Raw genomic sequence first — 15,969 nt, forward strand, 5'->3', positions numbered from 1 at the left:
CTGACGCGACGAATAGATCAAGAATAGCCGATATCTCCGGCAGTGAGCGTCACTACGACAGCTTCAGGCTTGCAGGCGAAGCGAACAGGGGCATAAATCGATGTTCCGAGGCCCGCACTGACGTTCAAGAATGCCGCCCGACGCAAGTGATGCCAGATACTGAGACCGCTAGCCTGCTCGCGAGGAATGTCGCAATTCGTGACGAGCGCTGGCATGCCAGGAACCCGAACTTGGCCTCCGTGAGTGTGGCCCGCGAAGATTGCGTCGGCTCCGTTCGTGACGAGAGCATCGAGCACGCGACGGTATGGGGCGTGCGTCACGCCGAGGGCTACCGTTTCGGGGCCGTGCGGGTCATCCGCCCAGCCCACGTTCTCGCGCATCTCTTCGACATTGGCGGGGAGACGATCAAGCCGTTCCCAGCCGCGGTGAGCGTCAGCGGTGCCGAAAAGCTCTAGTCGCGAACCACGAAGTTCGATGGCACGCGCGTGATTGTTAAGCGACAGCCAGCCGAGTTCGTCTTCGAAGAACGTATTGAGGGCATCCGTGTCGAGGTGTTCCACGGGGCGGTGCCCCGACGACGGCCCGGTGAAGTACGCAAAGGGGTTCTTGAACTGCGGACCGAAGTAGTCGTTTGACCCGTGCACAAAGACACCGGGAGTTCCCTCGAATGGCTCGAAGGCACGCTTGATGCCGAGGATGCCGTCGGTGTGACCGAGGTTGTCGCCCGTGTTGATAACGAGATCAGGTTCGTACATGGCGAGCGCGCGAACCCAGTCTTGCTTGCGTGTTTGCCACGGCGCCATGTGCAGATCCGAGATGTGCAGCACAGTGATGTCGCGTGCGCTGGGATCAAGAATCGGCAGAGTTTCGTGCCGCACGGTGAACGCATTGCGTTCGACGAGAGCACCCCACGCGAACGCGGCGACCCCTGCCGCAGCTACCGCACCGAGTGCGGTAGCTGCGGGGGAGACGTGTTTACTTACGGGCACGGCGTTGACTGTGCCACTGTGAGAGTGATCGTTGAACTCGTCTTGGCGAAGCTGCCGGCCGAGGGGCTCGAAGCGGTCACCTTGCCGTCGCTCGGGTCACCCGGCGGAACTTCCTCACAGGACTGACTCACATTCGAGAAACCAGAACCGCCGAGGATTCCCTGAGCCGTCGCAAAGTCGTTCGATTCACCGTCGCCCACGGCATCCGGAATCTTCACCTTGTTTCCCTTGCTGGTATACACCGTGACGGTCGCGCCCGCTGCAGACTGTGTGCCGGCCGCAGGGTTCGTCTTCACTACCTGGCCTGCGGGCAGCTCTGAATCGACTTCGCCACCATCCGCGAAGTTGAAGCCGAGGCTGACCAGGACGGACTTCGCCTGCTCGAGCGTTTGAAGCGTTAGGTCTGGTACTTCCGTTCCAGAGCCGGTCAGCAACTTCGCGTCAGGCTCGGGCAGCGCACCACCCGGGTACTTGATGTTCAGAGCGCTGTCGGTGGCACGCGTGATGTAGTGACGCAGGCGGTAGCCCTGAACATCGGCGTAGTACACCTGACTGATGTCTTGGAAGCCCGAGATGTTTCCTACCCAGGTCGCCGTGCCGTAGCGCGTCGTCCCGCTGGCCATCCACGTGTGAACGGCGCCGTCAGTCGTTCCGGTCTTACCGAAGATCGGGATTCCGTCGTTGGGGTCGGAGTACGCAGCATTACCGCGGTTCAGCACCTCAGTGAGCACGTAGGCCGTGGTTGCAGCGACCTCAGATGAGATTGCCTGGCGGCAGTTCTGCTCCTGACCACCGAGGTCATTGTTGCGAGCGTCGATTGCCTTGTCGATGATGATCGGCTCGCACCAGTATCCACCAGCGCCAATTGCGGCGTAGGCTGAAGCCATGCTGAGCGGCGTCACATCGTTAGTACCGATGATCGATGACGGGAAGCTCTGAAGCTCGTTACCATCGGCGCGCTCGACGCCCATGCTGGCGGCGACGTTGCGGATGTTGCAGAGGTCAAGCTGGGTCGCCATTGAGAAGAAAATACCGTTAATCGACTCGGCGGTACCTTCGGCCACAGTATAGATTCCGGCTTCGTTCGCGTTGTTACCGAACTCGACGGTGCCGCCGTAAGGGCCGTTGCAGCTATCGAGGAACTGTGAGCCGGGAATATCTCGGGCGGTACCTTCGAGCCGCTCGTTAATTCCCTTGCCCTGAATGAGCCACTCGATGAGCGTGAAGACCTTGTACGTCGATCCGGGCTGGAACCCGCTCGATCCGCCGTATTCATAGCTCGTGTTGTAGTTCACAGCTGTGCTCTCGATGCCGCCACCGTCGAGGGTGTCGTTGAAGAGTTTGTTCTCCGCCATCACAAGAACTCGACCGGTCCCGGCCTCCACAGTGGAGGTGGCGCTTCCGAGGTTGAAAGCGGTCTCGTTGTTGGGGGCGTAAGTCCACGTGGCCTTCTGGGACGGGATTTGAGCGTCGAGGTCGAGGGTCGTGTAGAGCTTGTAACCACCCTGCTTCCAGTTCTCGTTGCGCTCGTCCTTGGTGGCGCCGAGGAACTCGAAGTCGGGCACGCTCTTGACGACGTAGTCGCAGAACCACTTGGCGTACTTATACGCCGAGGTGCAGCCATTGTTCGGTGCCGACGGAACTACGGATTCTTCATCGACCTGAATGGCTAGGGCTTCGTCGTACTGCTCGCGATCAATCGCGCCAGAGTCCAACATTGCCCACAGAATGACGTCGCGGCGTTCCTGGTTGGCCTCGAAGTACTCGGGATCAGACAGGTTGCGAATGCTGGGTTCCTGAACAATGGCCACGAGGCTCGCTGCTTGCTCGAGGTTCAGGTCTTTGGCATCAACGCTGTAGTAACGCTGGGCGGCGGCTTGAATGCCGTAAGTAGCGTTACCGAAGTTAGCGATGTTGAGGTACGCCGTAAGAATTTCCTTCTTCGTGTACCGCTTCTCGAGGCCGATCGCGAGCTTCATTTCTTTCAGCTTGCGGTCGAAGGAGGTGCGCACGGCATCCTCGTAGGCAGCTTTTCGCTCGTCTTCGTTGGTGAGCGACTCAGCCTTGGAGATGAACGTGTTCTTGACGAGCTGCATCGTGAGGGTGGATGCACCACTCTCGATGCCGGATGAAACAACGTTGCCGACAGCCGCACGCACGAGCGACGGGAGGTCGACGCCACCGTGCTCGAAGAAGCGGCGGTCTTCACCGGCGACCACGGCATCGATCGCATACTGCGAAATCTCGTCGTAGCTGACTTCTTGACGGTTCTGGTCATAGATGGTGGCAATGGGGAGGTAACCGTCAACATTGCCCTTGCCCGTGTACTGGGCGTAGATCGTGTTTCGTTCGGGCTGTTGGTCGATTTCGAGGTAATCGGGGAGCCCATCGAAGATTCCGATGGTGCTAGAAGCGGTGATGCCGGTGACGGCGAGCGCGGGCGCAACCATGGCGGTAACGAGCACGCCTGAGAGTGCGCTGAAGCCGATCAGTCCGGCTACAGCCGAGACGATGCCGCGACGCGGAGTTTTTAGGGCAGACATATGATCAACAGTAGGGGATCATTGATAACGCCATGCTGAACGGGAGCCGCAAATATGCCTAAATGGGAGTACCTGACAACACCACTGATGGTGCACAATTCCACCGCGATCCTCAATAACTGGGGTTCAGAGGGTTGGGAACTTGTGCAGGTCGGTACCGGCCCCGAAGGGGGCCCGGTCGCTTATTTCAAACGGATCAAGGAAGAGAACAACTAAATGTCGCAGCTCGATGAACGGCTCGCAGAACTCGGCCTGAGCGTCCCAGAAACCTCAAAGCCTCTTGCTGCCTACTTGCCAGCTATGGTTTCGGGAACCTTGGTCTACACGGCCGGCCAGCTGCCCATGGTCGACGGCGCTCTTCCTGCGACCGGCAAAGTCGGCGCTGAAGTGGATGCTGCTGATGCCCACGAATACGCCAAGACCTGTGTCTTGAACGGCCTCGCTGCGGCCAAGGGCGCTATCGGATCTCTCGACCGCATCACCCGCGTCGTGAAGGTTGTCGGCTTTGTTGCCTCCGACCCGAGCTTCACCGGCCAGCCCGGAGTCATCAACGGAGCATCTGAGCTTCTTGTTGAAATCTTCGGTGAGATGGGAAAGCACGCTCGCAGCGCTGTCGGCGTTGCTGTTCTGCCCCTCGACGCTCCTGTTGAAGTCGAGTTCGTATTCGAGTTCGCGTGATCGAAGTGTGGTCCTCCGGTCAAGCCGGAGAGAACGCGCCGCTGCGCCCGCTAGACCTCGGTCTGTGGGATGCGGCGCACAGCGGAGTAACGCTTCAGGCTCGTCGCCTCGTGCAAGACAGCCGAGAGGCGGGCGCGGATGACGTGTTCGTCGCCATCGGTACGAGTGCGTCGTCGGCTCTGCCGTACATTGACGCCGCTCTCGCCCTGGGGGCCGTCGCGGTACTGGTGGATGCAAAGGCGGCTGAGGGCGTTGAGCTTGATGAGCGTGTGTATGCGATTGCGAACTTGCGCGACGTCGTCGGGGCTCAGGCGGATGCTTTTCTAGGGCATCCCTCTGCAGCCATGGCGATGGTGGGCATCACCGGCACCAACGGCAAGACCTCGACCGCGCACTTGTTGACGCAGGCCTGGGCTCAGCTCGGTACGAGCTCAGCCACGATTGGCACGCTCGGTGCTGGTATCACGGGTGAGCGTCGCATCAACATGGGCATGACGACGCCGCAAGTGACGGCTGTTCACCAGTTCTTGGATGACTTCAACCGTGCTGGCGTAAAGAACGTTGCCATGGAGGTCAGTTCTCACGCGCTCGAACAGCGCCGGGTCGATGGGGTTGCCTTCGACATCGTGGCGTTCACGAACTTCACGCGCGACCACCTCGACTATCACGGGTCGATGGAAGAGTACGCGGCACAAAAGGCCAAGATTTTCACGCTGCCGGGCATCCAGACGGCGCTGTTGAATCTTGACGACGATGCTGCGCTCAACCACTTTCACCACACGGTTCCGGCCGGAGTGCGTGCGATCGGAATGAGCTCGCGGGGTCAGTCCGAAGCAAGCGTTCGCGCTGACAACGTGCAGCTCACGACCGAGGGTCTCGAGTTCGATCTCGTGATCGAGGACGAGAGCCACCACGTCGCGAGCGGCCTCATCGGGCGCTTCAACGTCGACAACCTGCTGACGTGCGCCACGGTGCTGTGGGCGCAAGGTGTCGAGCCGCGAAAGATCGCCGAGGTGTTGGCTCCGCTGCAGCCGGTGCTGGGTCGCATGACTCGCATCCGCGAAAACGACCAACTGCCGTTGGTGGTCGTGGATGCTGGCCACACCCCTGACGCCGTGCAACAGGCCGTGACCGCTCTGCGCGAATCGGGTCACGCTCGCATCGTGACCGTTTTCGGTGCCACGGGCGACCGCGATCCGGGCAAGCGGCCCGAAATGGCACGCATCGTGGAAGAAGCCTCCGACGTGATCGTGGTCACGGACGACGACGTACACAACGAAGATGGCGACCAGATCGTGGCGCATATTCGGGCTGGGTTCGAGCATCCGGAGCGAGTTGTGGAGATCCGCGATCGGGCAACCGCTATTGCCTACGCGATTGACGCCGCGAATTCGGATGACGTAGTGCTCTTGCAGGGCAAGGGTCACGAACCGTACCAAATTGTCGGCGATGAGCGCGTGCCGTTCAGCGACATCGACACCGCTATTCGCCTGCTCAAGGAGCGCGCGAAGTAGCGGAACGCAGTGCTGCCGCGTACTAACGTCGAAGGCCGGGTCCCCGCGGGGACCCGGCCTTCAGCGTTTCTGCGAGAGCTAGTTGAGCTTGTCGGAGATGATCTGCATCACCGTGGTGTCGGCGAGCGTGGTGGTGTCACCGATCTCGCGGCCCTCCGCGACATCCTGAAGCAGACGGCGCATGATCTTGCCCGACCGCGTCTTGGGTAGCTCCGAGACGATGAAGATTTCCCGCGGGCGCGCGATCGCGCCAATCTCTTTCGCGACGTGCTGACGCAGCAGCGCGCTCGCTTCGGCGGCAGTCTGCGCGTGTTCCTGGTTCGACTTGATGATGACGAACGCCACGACAGCTTGACCGGTCGCCTCATCCGCCGCTCCCACCACGGCGGCTTCAGCCACGATGGGGTTGGAGACGAGAGCGGACTCGATTTCAGTGGTCGACAGACGGTGACCGGAGACGTTCATGACATCATCCACCCGGCCGAGCAGCCAGATGTCGCCATCCTCGTCAACATGGGCGCCGTCGCCAGCGAAGTACTGTTCGCCATCGAGCTGCGGGAACTTCGACCAGTACGTCTCCTTGAAGCGTTCGGGGTCGCCCCAAATGCCGCGCAGCATGGCAGGCCACGGCTCGGAAACAACCAGCAGTCCACCGTTGGGCGGGTCAACGCGCGTGCCATCTTCACCCAGGATGTCGATCTTGATTCCCGGGATGGGTACCTGTGCCGAACCCGGCTTCAACGTCGTGAGGCCGGGCAGCGCCGCAACCATGATCGCGCCGGTTTCGGTCTGCCACCACGTGTCAACGATGGGAGCTGAACCGCCACCGATCACATCGCGATACCAAATCCACGCTTCGGGGTTGATGGGCTCGCCCACCGAACCCAGCACGCGAATCGAGCTGAGGTCGTACTGCTCCGGAATCTGACGCCCGGCCTTCATGAACGAACGGATGGCGGTGGGCGCCGTGTAGAAAATGCTCACCCCAAACTTCTGGATGATCTCCCACCAGCGGCCCGGGTTCGGGGCGTCAGGGGTTCCCTCGTACAGCACCTGAGTGGCACCATTCGCGAGGGGACCGTAGGTCACGTAGGTGTGGCCCGTGATCCACCCGACGTCTGCCGTGCACCAGTACACGTCGGTTTCCGGCTTGAGATCGAAGACGTTCTTGTGGGTGAACGCGGCCTGCGTGAGGTAGCCACCGCTGGTGTGGAGGATGCCCTTCGGCTTGCCCGTCGTGCCCGAGGTGTAGAGCACAAAGAGAGGGTTCTCGGCGGGGAACGCTTGCGCCTCGTGCTCAGGCTCCGCTGCCTCGATCTGATCGTGCCACCACAGGTCGCGACCCTCGGTCCATTCCACGTCGTTCTCGCCGCGCTTGACGACCAACACATTCGTGACGGTGGATTCCCCGTTGGCGAGTGCGGCATCCACTGCCGCTTTGAGGGGGAAGACCTTGCCCTTGCGCCAGCCACCATCGGCGGTGACAACAAGTTTGGCGCTCGCGTCGTCGATGCGGCTGCGCAGGCTCTCGGCGCTGAAGCCGCCGAAAACGACGGAGTGAGCGGCACCGAGGCGAACCGTCGCCAGCATTGCGATAACCGCCTCGGGAACGAGGGGCATGTAGATGGCGACAACGTCACCCTGGCCCACGCCTAGGGCAGCCATGGCGTTGGCTGCGCGCTTGACCTCGGCGGTCAGTTCGGCGTACGTAATGCTGCGGCTATCGCCGGGCTCACCCTCCCAATGGATGGCGACGCGGTCACCGTTGCCGGCGAGCACGTGGCGGTCGAGGCAGTTGTAGGCGACATTGAGTTCACCATCGGCAAACCACTTGGCGAAGGGCGGGGTAGACCAATCGAGTGTTTCTGTGAATGGCTTGTGCCAGTGCACATACTCGCGAGCTTTGTCAGCCCAAAACTCTAGACGGTCTTCTTTTGCGGCGGTGTAGAGATCGGCGCTCGCTTCGGAGCTGGAAGAAAAGGCCTCTGACGGGGCAAAACGTCGTGATTCATGCAAAAGACTGTCAATAGAATTACTGGTCATTTGATCCTCTTCGATCGTGTGATTGCGGTTCTCGATCACAAGCTTTCTGAAAGTATTCCACCGATTCTAGAACCTCCGTTGCGCGCCCATACCGTTGCGTTACACTGAAAGTCGCTGGGCGCAAGTTCAGCAAGCGGCCAATACGATTCCCCCCAATCGTCGGCCGCTGTGGCGGCGCCCTTTCCCCCCACTGGGCGCCGCCCCTCTCTCTTTAACGGGACCTTCTCGGGGCACGCTTCGGCGTGTGCTCTTCTTTCGTCGCCGAGTTCCTTTTTCACATTCCTTTGTGCACAAAGTGTTTGTGTGCAAAGCTTGAATAATGGATGACGATCAGAGCACGGAAGAGCACGGCCCCTCCGCGCTCGACAGCATGCTCTGCTTCGGGCTCTACGCAGCGGCCCGAGCCATGAATCGTCGGTACACAACGCTGCTGGCGCCGTGGGGGCTCACGTATCCGCAATATCTGGTTCTCATTGTGTTGTGGGAGCAACCAACGGTCACTATTAGCGAGATCGCGGACAAGCTGATGCTCGACCTCGGCACCACATCGCCTCTCGTCAAGCGGCTCGACGAGCGCGGCCTTCTTTCCCGAGAGCGGTCCATTTCAGACGAGCGCCGTGTAGTCGTCCGCGCCACGGAACAAGGCCTCGCCATGCGCGAGCAATTGGCGCACATTCCCGCGTGCATCGCTGACGCCACGAACATCACTTTTCCCGAATTTACGTCGACGTTGTCGACGCTGCACAACGTCACCTCACACCTCTCCACCGCATCCGCAGCTGGAGCCGATGTCATTGAAAGGCAGAACTAATGGAAGCTCTCTACACCGCAGAAGCACTCTCGACCGGCGCAGGCCGAAATGGACACGTGAAGACAACATCCGGCATCGTCGACCTCGATCTGGCGATGCCCACGGCGATGGGGGGATCAGGTAACGGATCGAACCCTGAAGAGCTTTTCGCCGCCGGTTATGCCGCATGCTTCCACTCGGCACTTCAGCTCGTCGCCCGCAACCAGAAGGTGGCCATTGAGCACTCTTCCGTGGGTAGCGCAGTTCACTTGCTTCCCACGGATGACGGCGGCTTCAAGCTCGCCGTAACTCTCGAAGTAGTCATCCCCGACCTTGCCGCCGACCAGGCACAAGCGCTCGCGGATGCTGCCCACCAGATCTGCCCATACTCGAACGCAACGCGCGGCAACATCGAGGTCACCATCACGGTCGCTCAGGACTAGCGTGCCACGATCTCCGTGTGATCGCTCGGCGGTCGCGGAGGTCTCGCGTGACCCAAGCACTCCTCCTCCCCAACGGCGAGGGGGAGTGTTTTGTTACGCGCACCACAGCTTCCCTGCTCCCGCTGCGGAGGACTCTCTAGCGTGGCGGGGTGACTGACACTTCGCGCCTTCCTGCCCCTGCCCCTACCGCTGCCCCTGTTCCTTTCGTCGCCCGTCGATTACTTACCGCTGAACCCGACAGTGTTGAAAGCGCGCGACACCGCAGCGGTGTTGGGGTGGGGGCGGCGGTGCTGCGGTCTGTAGCGGCGTCGGGCGCAGCCGCCGCGTCTGCCAGTGCACTGCACGACTTCGGTCCACTAGCGCCCTACGTGGGGCGCCCCAACACCACCGACGTCTTCGTCAACGGCGCTCACAACGTCTGGATCGACCGCGGCGGTGGCCTTGAACCCGTCGGGGACGTCGGCATGACCGAGGCCGACCTGCGCGCGCTCGCCGTCCGTCTCATCAGCCTCGGTGGCCGACACATCGACGAAGCGACCCCGTGCGTGGATGTTCGGCTCACCGGTGGGGTGAGGGTGCACGCCGTGCTGCCTCCCATCTCCGCGAACGGCACCTTGCTCTCGATTCGAGTACCCAGCCGCGAACCGTTCGGGCTTGCCGAGTTGGACTTCGCCGGGTTCTTCAACGACGTGCCTCGCGAACGCATTCAGTCGCTCATCGACCGGCGCGAGAACGTGCTTATCTCCGGTGCTTCGGGGGCAGGAAAAACAACCTTCCTCGGAGCCTTTCTCGCCGCGGCTTCCCCCACCGAACGCATCGTCGCCATCGAAGACGTCGCCGAGCTTCGGGTCGGCCATCCCCACTTTGTCTCCCTCGAGGCGCGCCAAGCCAACCTCGAAGGGGCCGGCGGCTATGGGCTCCCCACCCTCGTGCGCGAAGCCCTCCGAATGCGGCCCGACCGCCTCGTCGTCGGCGAATGCCGGGGCGCCGAAATTCGCGAACTGCTGAGTGCCCTCAACACTGGTCACGACGGCGGCGCGGGAACACTGCACGCCAACTCACTGCGTGATGTGCCCAGCCGCCTCGAAGCGCTCGGGGCGCTCGCCGGACTCGATGCAAGCGCCATCGCCCGCCAAGCCGTGAGCGCCATCGGCGCCGTACTGCACGTCGACCGCGTTGACGGTCGCCGCAGACTCACCCATCTCGGCCGGCTAGAACTCGACGCCAACGACCGCCTCACGATCGCCGAAATCGAATGAAAGCCCCACCCAGTCAGCTGCCCGACGTTGCCAGCACCACCCAGCGCCTGGCCGTACTGCTGCACGCAGGCTTGACTCCCACTTCGGCATGGCAGCACGTTGCGCGCGGCCGCGCCGAGAGCAACGTAGCCGCGGCGGTAGCGGTGGAGAGCGGCGAACCGGGAGGGGCGCCAGAGCGCATCTTTCGGGCATCCGCGGGGCTTGCGGTGCTTGATCGGCAAGCGTGGAACTCTCTCGCTGCAGCGTGGTTTGTGGCCGCGCAAGTGGGAGCGCCGTTGGTTGGTGCGCTGCGTACTCAGGCGAGGGCATTGCGGATGCTCGTGCACAGCCAGCGCGAAGTGGCCACCGCTCTGGCTGCTCCGGTTTCCACCGCACGCATGGTTCTGGCGTTGCCGGCGGTGGGGCTCGTGTTTGGAGCGCTGCTCGGGTTCGACACCCTAGGCGTACTGTTTACGACGCCCATCGGCTGGGGTTGCCTGGTCGTGGGTGGCGGGCTGATTCTCGTGGCCGTGCGGTGGAACCGCAGGCTCGTTCGTTCGGCGACACCCGAGCGCGCGGCCCCGGGGCTCGAGTGCGAGCTGATGGCTGTCGCCGTTTCCGGCGGTGGCTCACTCGTTCAGGCCCGCTCGATCGTCGCGGCAACACTCGAGCGGTTCGCATTACCCGGAGACGGGGATCACCTCGACGAGGTGCTGCAGCTTTCCCACGAGGCAGGCGTCCCCGCGGCTGAACTCTTGCGCGCCGAGGCTGACGAACTGCGCCTGATCGCCGATGCGGATGCCCGTGCCGCCGCCGCTGCGCTTTCGGTGCAGCTCATGCTTCCGCTCGGGCTGTGCGTTCTTCCCGCGTTCATGGTGCTCGGCGTGCTGCCGCTCATGGTGGCGGTTATCTCCTCCACGGTCGAAGGGTTCTAGCGGTGTTCCACACATCGGGCGCCTCCTCGCTGCGCGGTCGCTGTAGGCGACAGGCTGGAATCACTCGGCCGCAGACTGCGCACAGCGCACGAAGGAGTACCTCATGAACGACCCGCACCTCATCAACTTTCCTGCCCTTGAACCAGGGCGCGCTCAGCGCTCGCGGCTCAACGGTGTCACTTCACTTTCGCGTAGCCTGCGCGTTCGTCTCCGCTCTGAGCGCGGTGCAGCCACCGCCGAATATGCCATCACGACTCTTGCTGCGGTCGGGTTCGCTGGTCTTCTCGTCGTCGTACTGCGCTCAGGAGAAGTGCGCGGCATGCTCACCGACATCGTGCGCAGTGCGCTTTCTATCCCTGCTTGAGCGCGGGCACCGCCACACGCGCCAGCGAGCGACGGTGCGAACGCCAGCACCCTCGCTCGCACTCAGCACCGAGCGAGGCAGCGTCACCGCAGAGTTCGCGTTGGCGATGCCCGCCGTCGCTCTCGTGCTCGTGTGCTGCCTTAGCGGGGTGCAGCTCGCCGGGCTGCAAATTCGCTTGCAGGATGCGGCAGCCGCGTCAGCCCGCAGCCTGGCACGAGACGAAAGCTCCGGCACGGTCGCGGCCACCGCATCCGCTCTCGTTCCCTCATCACGACTTGCCACTCACCACCGCGACGATCTTGTGTGCGCCACCGTGAGCGCCCCCGCGCGCAACGCACTGCTCGGGCTGCTTCCGATCACGCTCAGTGCCAGCAGTTGTGCTCTTGCCGGTGGTAAATGATGACAATGCTGACAATGCGCATTCAGGGAGCTCCTCTGCTGGGGAGCGCCCTGCGCCGACGCCTGAGCGACGAGCGCGGTGCGGGCACCATTCTTATGGTGGGGCTTATCGCCACCGTCGTAGCGATCACCACCGTCGTCATTCCCCTTTATTGGGCACTCAGCGTTCGTCACGCCCTCGCTGCGGCAACGGATGCTGCGGCGCTCGCCGCCGCCGATACCGCGAGCGGGCTCGTGGCCGGCTACCCCTGCGACAACGCTGAACTGCTCGCACGCGTAAATGACGCCCATATAAAGGAGTGCACTGTAGATGGGCGTATCGTGACAGTTACCGCCAGTCGCCGCATCCTCGGCATACTGGTCACAACGAGCGCCACAGCAGGCCCACCCCCAACCGGGGCGAATTAGGCAAGTGAGCGGTCGGTGTGTGTATTGTGTCGCTGACAGTGGCGCTGCCACCGGTCTAGTGCGTCATCATCCAAGGAGTCCCGTGTCTGGCACCAAAAAACTTGTCATCGTTGAGTCGCCCACCAAGGCCAAGACGATCTCAAAGTACCTCGGTGACGACTACGAAGTGCTCTCCTCGGTCGGTCACATCCGCGACCTCGTCGAGCCCCGCAATCTGCCGGCCGAGCTCAAAAAGGGTTCGCTCGGTAAGTTCTCGGTTGACGTCGATAACGGCTTCGAGCCGTACTACGTCGTCTCTGACGCCAAGAAGAAAACCGTCAGCGAACTGAAGAAAGCGCTCAGCGGAGCGAACGAACTCTTCCTCGCAACTGATGAGGACCGCGAGGGTGAGGCCATCGCGTGGCACCTGCTTCAAGTGCTGAAGCCCAACGTCCCCGTCAAGCGCATGGTGTTCCACGAGATCACTGAAGACGCCATCGAAGCGGCCATCAACAACACTCGCGACGTCGACACCGCGCTCGTTGACGCTCAGGAAACCCGCCGCATCCTCGACCGTCTCTACGGCTACGAAATCTCGCCAGTGCTCTGGCGCAAGGTCGGCCCCGGGCTCTCCGCTGGCCGCGTGCAGTCCGCCGCTACTCGCCTCGTCGTCGAACGCGAACGCGAACGTCTCGCCTTCATCACCGCCAACTACTGGGACCTCATCGCCCAGCTTTCGCCCGACAGTGAAACCAACGGCTTCGAATCAAAGCTCGTACGCCTCGACGGCAAGCGCGTTGCTGCCGGTCGCGACTTTGACGACCGCGGAAACCTCAAGGGCGAAGCGGTTGCCCTCGATGAGAAGGCCGCTCAAACGCTCGCAGACGCCCTGCGGATGCCGAGCACCACCATCACCGTGAAAACGGTCGAGACCAAGCCCTACACTCGTCGCCCCGCAGCACCATTCACCACCTCAACGCTGCAGCAGGAGGCCGGCCGCAAGCTGCGCTACTCCGCCCGCCAGACCATGAGCGTTGCCCAGTCGCTGTACGAAAACGGTTACATCACCTATATGCGAACCGACTCCTCGTCGCTCTCGCAGCAGGCCATCACCGCCGCCCGCACCCAAGCCGTTGCCCTCTACGGTGCTGACGCTGTGCCCGACAAGCCCCGCGTCTACGCCAGCAAGAGCAAGAACGCTCAAGAGGCCCACGAAGCTATTCGCCCCTCGGGAGACACCTTCCGCACGCCGAGCGAACTGCAGTCCACGCTGCGCGGAAACGACTTCAAGCTCTACGAACTCATCTGGAAGCGCACCGTCGCCTCGCAGATGGCTGATGCCAAGGGTTCAACGGCATCCATCACGATCGCTGCTGGCGAAGCTCCCGTTGCCGAATTCTCGGCCAGCGGAACCATCATTACCTTCCGCGGCTTCATGCAGGCCTACGAAGAAGGCCAAGACGAAGAGCGTAACGCCACCGCTGAGCCCAAGGAAGCGAAGCTGCCTCCGCTCAAGGAAGGCCAGACCCTCACGCTTCTCGACATCGAAGCGAAGGGTCACGAGACCAGCCCGCCCCCGCGTTACACCGAAGCAAGCCTCGTCAAGAAGCTTGAAGAGCTCGGCATCGGTCGCCCGTCGACCTACGCGTCGATCATCTCCACGATCATCGACCGCGGTTACATCACGCCGCGCGGCCAGGCACTCGTGCCCAACTGGATTGCGTTCTCCGTGATCCGTTTGCTCGAAGAGTACTTCGGCGACCTCGTGCAGTACGACTTCACTGCCGGCATGGAAGACGACCTCGACCGCATCGCGGGAGGAACCCAGAACCGCGTTGAGTGGCTGCAGTCGTTCTACTTCGGCGACGACAAATACCGGGGTCTGCGTACAGTCATCGACAACCTCGGCGAGATCGATGCCAAGGAAATCAACTCGATGAAGCTGTCGGATGACGTGACCCTGCGCATTGGAAAGTACGGCCCGTACCTGGAGACCCCCAGTGACGACCCGGAGAAGCCGCGCCGCGTCAACATTCCCGAAGCGCTTGCGCCCGACGAGCTCACCCTCGCCAAGGCAGTCGAACTCATCGAAGCGCCCGTTATCGGTGACCGTGTCATTGGCGTCAACCCTGAGAATGGCAAAGAGATCGTCGCGAAGGATGGCCGTTTTGGCCCGTACGTGACCGAACTTGAGCCAGATCCCGAACCCGTTCCGGAGCCCGTCGAAGAGATCGACCCCAAGACCGGCGAAGTGAAGAAGGCCAAGAAGCCGAAGAAGGTTGCTGCGGTCAAGCCGCGTACGGCATCCATCTTCAAGACGATGGACCTCGACACTGTTGACCTCGACACCGCGCTCAAGCTGCTCAGCTTGCCCCGCGTGGTGGGCGTAGACCCCGAGTCTGGTGCCGAAATTACGGCCCAAAACGGTCGCTACGGCCCCTACTTGAAGAAGGGCACCGACACCCGTTCGTTGCCGAGCGAAGACTTGATCTTCGACATCGATGTAGCCGGAGCCGTCGAGCTCTACGCCCAGCCCAAGTACGGCAACCGCGCAGCATCCAGTGCTCTGAAAGAGTTCGACGCTGACCCGGTGAGCGAAAAGCCGATCAAGATCAAGGATGGCCGCTTCGGTGCGTACGTAACCGACGGCACCACCAACGCCACCATCCCGCGCGGCGAGACCGTGGAAGACGTGGACTTCGAGCGCGCCGTTCAACTGCTCGCTGACAAGCGCGCCAAGGGGCCGGTCAAGCGCAAGACGGCAGCGAAGAAGCCGGCGGCTAAGAAGCCTGCGGCGAAGAAGCCGGCAGCGAAGAAGTCCGCGGCCAAGAAGCCTGCTGCGAAGAAGCCGGCGGCCAAGACCGCGGCAGCTAAGACGACAGCAGCTAAGGCGACGGCGGCGAAGTCTGCGGCAGCGAAGACCACCGCGGCCAAAAAGCCCGCAGCGAAGAAGCCGGCAGCAGGCAAGCCTGCCGCTAAGGCCTCAGCGTCGGCCGCTCCCGAAGCGGAGTAGCGTGCCCGGGCTCTTCATCACTCTCGAGGGCGGCGACGGCGTGGGCAAGACCACGCAGTCGCAGCTTCTTGTCGATTGGCTTACCGAAGCGGGGCACACCGTTGTAGTGACCCGTGAACCGGGTGGCTCCGATCTCGGACTCGAACTGCGCGAGATCGTGCTGCATCGCCGGGGCGATATGGACCCGCGCGCGGAAGCGCTCATCTATGCGGCAGACCGTGCCCACCACATCGCCACCGTCGTGCGCCCGGCGCTCGAACGCGGCGAGATCGTCGTGCAGGATCGCTACATCGACTCCTCGGAGGCGTATCAGGGTGCCGGGCGAGTGCTCGGCTCGGACGAAGTGCGCGAGCTGTCTTTGTGGGCAACCGAGGGCCTTCTTCCCGACGTAACGGTGTTGCTCGACCTTGACCCCACCGACTCCCGCAAGCGGCTCGACAGTGCTCGCACTCGCTACGATCGCCTCGAAGCGGAGAAACAAGAATTCCACACTCGAGTGCGCGACGCGTTCCTCGAACGTGCCGCCAAAGAGCCCGAACGTATCCTGGTGGTGGATGCCGCGCGCGAGATCAGCGAGATCGCTACGGCGATCCGTGAGCGCATCCAGAATCACCTCCCGCAACCCGCCTAGAC

General features: G+C 62.4%; 15 protein-coding genes. 12 read left to right on the forward strand and 3 right to left on the reverse strand.

Features of this window, described 5'->3' with window-relative positions; genetic code table 11:
* Positions 1-17: 17 nt before the first annotated feature.
* Together CLV85_RS10160 and CLV85_RS10165 are read right to left on the reverse strand one after the other, a co-directional pair.
* Positions 18-989, reverse strand: coding sequence for a metallophosphoesterase (locus tag CLV85_RS10160; RefSeq protein ID WP_100389518.1), 972 nt, complete (start codon positions 987-989; stop codon positions 18-20).
* The gene (locus CLV85_RS10165) at positions 980-3,532 is read right to left on the reverse strand and encodes a transglycosylase domain-containing protein (RefSeq protein ID WP_100389519.1); all 2,553 of its coding nucleotides are present in this window, start codon (positions 3,530-3,532) and stop codon (positions 980-982) included. The genes CLV85_RS10160 and CLV85_RS10165 overlap by 10 nt, the downstream gene beginning before the upstream one ends.
* Positions 3,533-3,586: 54 nt before the next feature.
* Between CLV85_RS10165 and sp36 the strand changes: the two genes are divergently transcribed.
* The 3 genes from sp36 to CLV85_RS10175 are packed head-to-tail and all read left to right on the forward strand — an operon-like array spanning position 3,587 to position 5,724.
* Entirely contained in the window at positions 3,587-3,748 is a 162-nt protein-coding gene (gene sp36, locus CLV85_RS13650; protein ID WP_192893583.1) for a Sp36 family protein, read from the forward strand.
* On the forward strand, positions 3,749-4,210 hold the full coding sequence (locus CLV85_RS10170) for a RidA family protein (RefSeq protein WP_100389520.1): 462 nt from the start codon (positions 3,749-3,751) through the stop codon (positions 4,208-4,210).
* Positions 4,207-5,724: a UDP-N-acetylmuramoyl-L-alanyl-D-glutamate--2,6-diaminopimelate ligase gene (locus tag CLV85_RS10175; protein ID WP_100389521.1), complete on the forward strand. Its 1,518-nt coding sequence runs from the start codon at positions 4,207-4,209 to the stop codon at positions 5,722-5,724. Before CLV85_RS10170 ends, CLV85_RS10175 begins: the two co-directional genes overlap by 4 nt.
* Before the next feature lie 78 nt (positions 5,725-5,802).
* Here the strand turns inward: CLV85_RS10175 and acs are convergent, their stop codons facing one another.
* On the reverse strand, positions 5,803-7,767 hold the full coding sequence (gene acs, locus CLV85_RS10180; protein ID WP_100389872.1) for an acetate--CoA ligase: 1,965 nt from the start codon (positions 7,765-7,767) through the stop codon (positions 5,803-5,805).
* A gap of 319 nt (positions 7,768-8,086) precedes the next feature.
* On the opposite strand from acs, the gene CLV85_RS10185 reads away from it, so the two are divergent.
* The 9 genes from CLV85_RS10185 (at position 8,087) to tmk (ending at position 15,967) form a co-directional block, all read left to right on the forward strand.
* The gene (locus CLV85_RS10185) at positions 8,087-8,578 is read left to right on the forward strand and encodes a MarR family winged helix-turn-helix transcriptional regulator (RefSeq protein WP_100389522.1); all 492 of its coding nucleotides are present in this window, start codon (positions 8,087-8,089) and stop codon (positions 8,576-8,578) included.
* Positions 8,578-9,000 (forward strand): organic hydroperoxide resistance protein, encoded by a 423-nt coding sequence (locus CLV85_RS10190; protein ID WP_100389523.1) that lies wholly within the window; start codon positions 8,578-8,580, stop codon positions 8,998-9,000. Before CLV85_RS10185 ends, CLV85_RS10190 begins: the two co-directional genes overlap by 1 nt.
* A gap of 149 nt (positions 9,001-9,149) precedes the next feature.
* Entirely contained in the window at positions 9,150-10,259 is a 1,110-nt protein-coding gene (locus CLV85_RS10195) for a TadA family conjugal transfer-associated ATPase (protein ID WP_100389524.1), read from the forward strand.
* Positions 10,256-11,173: a hypothetical protein gene (locus tag CLV85_RS10200; RefSeq protein ID WP_100389525.1), complete on the forward strand. Its 918-nt coding sequence runs from the start codon at positions 10,256-10,258 to the stop codon at positions 11,171-11,173. Before CLV85_RS10195 ends, CLV85_RS10200 begins: the two co-directional genes overlap by 4 nt.
* A 103-nt stretch (positions 11,174-11,276) precedes the next feature.
* Positions 11,277-11,537: a DUF4244 domain-containing protein gene (locus CLV85_RS10205; RefSeq protein ID WP_100389526.1), complete on the forward strand. Its 261-nt coding sequence runs from the start codon at positions 11,277-11,279 to the stop codon at positions 11,535-11,537.
* Positions 11,538-11,571: 34 nt separating this feature from the next.
* Positions 11,572-11,937, forward strand: a complete 366-nt coding sequence (locus CLV85_RS10210) for a TadE family type IV pilus minor pilin (RefSeq protein ID WP_229820554.1) — start codon at positions 11,572-11,574, stop codon at positions 11,935-11,937.
* A 5-nt stretch (positions 11,938-11,942) separates the two neighbouring features.
* Positions 11,943-12,344, forward strand: coding sequence for an Rv3654c family TadE-like protein (locus CLV85_RS10215; protein ID WP_244899825.1), 402 nt, complete (start codon positions 11,943-11,945; stop codon positions 12,342-12,344).
* Positions 12,345-12,426: 82 nt separating this feature from the next.
* Positions 12,427-15,336 (forward strand): type I DNA topoisomerase, encoded by a 2,910-nt coding sequence (gene topA / locus CLV85_RS10220; protein WP_100389527.1) that lies wholly within the window; start codon positions 12,427-12,429, stop codon positions 15,334-15,336.
* A gap of 1 nt (position 15,337) precedes the next feature.
* Positions 15,338-15,967, forward strand: coding sequence for a dTMP kinase (gene tmk / locus CLV85_RS10225; protein WP_100389528.1), 630 nt, complete (start codon positions 15,338-15,340; stop codon positions 15,965-15,967).
* The last annotated feature ends 2 nt before the right edge of the window (positions 15,968-15,969 follow it).

Source organism: Salinibacterium amurskyense (genome assembly GCF_002797685.1).
GTDB classification, from domain to species: Bacteria; Actinomycetota; Actinomycetes; order Actinomycetales; family Microbacteriaceae; genus Rhodoglobus; species Rhodoglobus amurskyensis.